Genomic DNA, 1,279 nt, shown 5'->3' with positions numbered 1-1,279 from the left:
TCATGGCCTTTTTGGTCTAGTCGCTAAGGTGTTGCACTTGAATTGTAAACTGGGGTTCCGGTGCTTCTGCACATTACTCGCCTCCGATTACTTAATTAATAAAAACCGTGACGCTTTGTAATCTCACACTGCGCCACGGATCTGTGTCGAATGATTCTGACGGATAAAATAAATCAGTCACTATGCCAATCAATGGCAAAGGAACTATGATTAATTTATTTTACTTTTAACTTGTTTAACCGCCGCGTTGACTTTAGAAATGACCTGTTTAGCTGCTTGAGTAGAATTGATGTTACCAACACCAAAAGAATCTGTAACTTGCGCATATGCATCGTTAACTTGACTCAATTCCAGGTAACGGCTCTCGGTAACACCCTTCGTCTTGGCCATATAATCAACCGACTGCTTAGTAATATCGTCGACGGCATTGCTCTTCTCCAGAATTTTCTGAGCTTTGGTATTCACAGGCATTCCTCGACTCGTCCCCATTGCCTTAACACCAGCTGGATCATTGAGGATGAAGTTTAACAACTTAGCTGCCTCTTTTGGATGTTGTGAATGCTTTGAAATGGAGAATAGCATCGTTGGCTTCTGTAGAACGCCAGCAGTCTTAGCTCCTTTTGCGAGTGGAAATGGTGGAACATCTAGCTTCATGCCTGTTGGCTTAAGGTTAGTTGCGTAGCTACTCATCAGCGCCGTCCAGTCAAATACGCCTGTAATTTCACCGTTTAAAAATTCTTTGGTCGCTGCAACGGAGTCACTACCGACAGTGTCCAGAACCCACTTGCGAGATGGTGTTGCGCCTGTATTAACCATCTTCTTGTACCAATCAAACCCGTCTTTGATTTGCGCCTCGGAATAGTTGATATGCCCATTAGCATCCAAAAAGCTCTTCCCCGTCTTTTGGGTAATATAGCAAATTATGTCCAAGAAAGAAGAGAACTCCATTGGATAATGATCAGCTGGTAGCTTTTTGGCAGCCTTTTGCCAGCCTGTCCAGGTTGTCGGATAAGAGTCAATTCCTGCCTTATTCAGAACGGTTTTGTTGACAACAACCACTCGTTTGTTTTCGCCATGTGGTATACCGTTTAGCTTCCCTTTAATTGTCCCCGCTTGCAAAGCATCTTTAGGGAACCCACTCAGATCAATGATGTTCTTATATTTGTTCAGATCAGCAAATCCTTTGCCATCTGGAGAGAAATTCAGATATTCATCATAGTTTAATTGCCCCAGTTTACAATTCAAGTGCAACACCCTGACGACTAGACCAGAAAGGCCA

At 43.2% G+C, this 1,279-nt stretch carries 1 protein-coding gene; it reads right to left on the bottom strand.

Annotated elements, in window-relative coordinates:
- Positions 1–210: 210 nt before the first annotated feature.
- A partial coding sequence (locus tag FC75_RS09280; protein WP_056989725.1) for an ABC transporter substrate-binding protein occupies positions 211–1,279 on the bottom strand: 1,069 nt, incomplete at its 5' end.

Source organism: Lacticaseibacillus camelliae DSM 22697 = JCM 13995 (assembly GCF_001436615.1).
Lineage (GTDB): Bacteria > Bacillota > Bacilli > Lactobacillales > Lactobacillaceae > Lacticaseibacillus > Lacticaseibacillus camelliae.
This window is presented reverse-complemented; position numbering and strand designations above follow the sequence as displayed.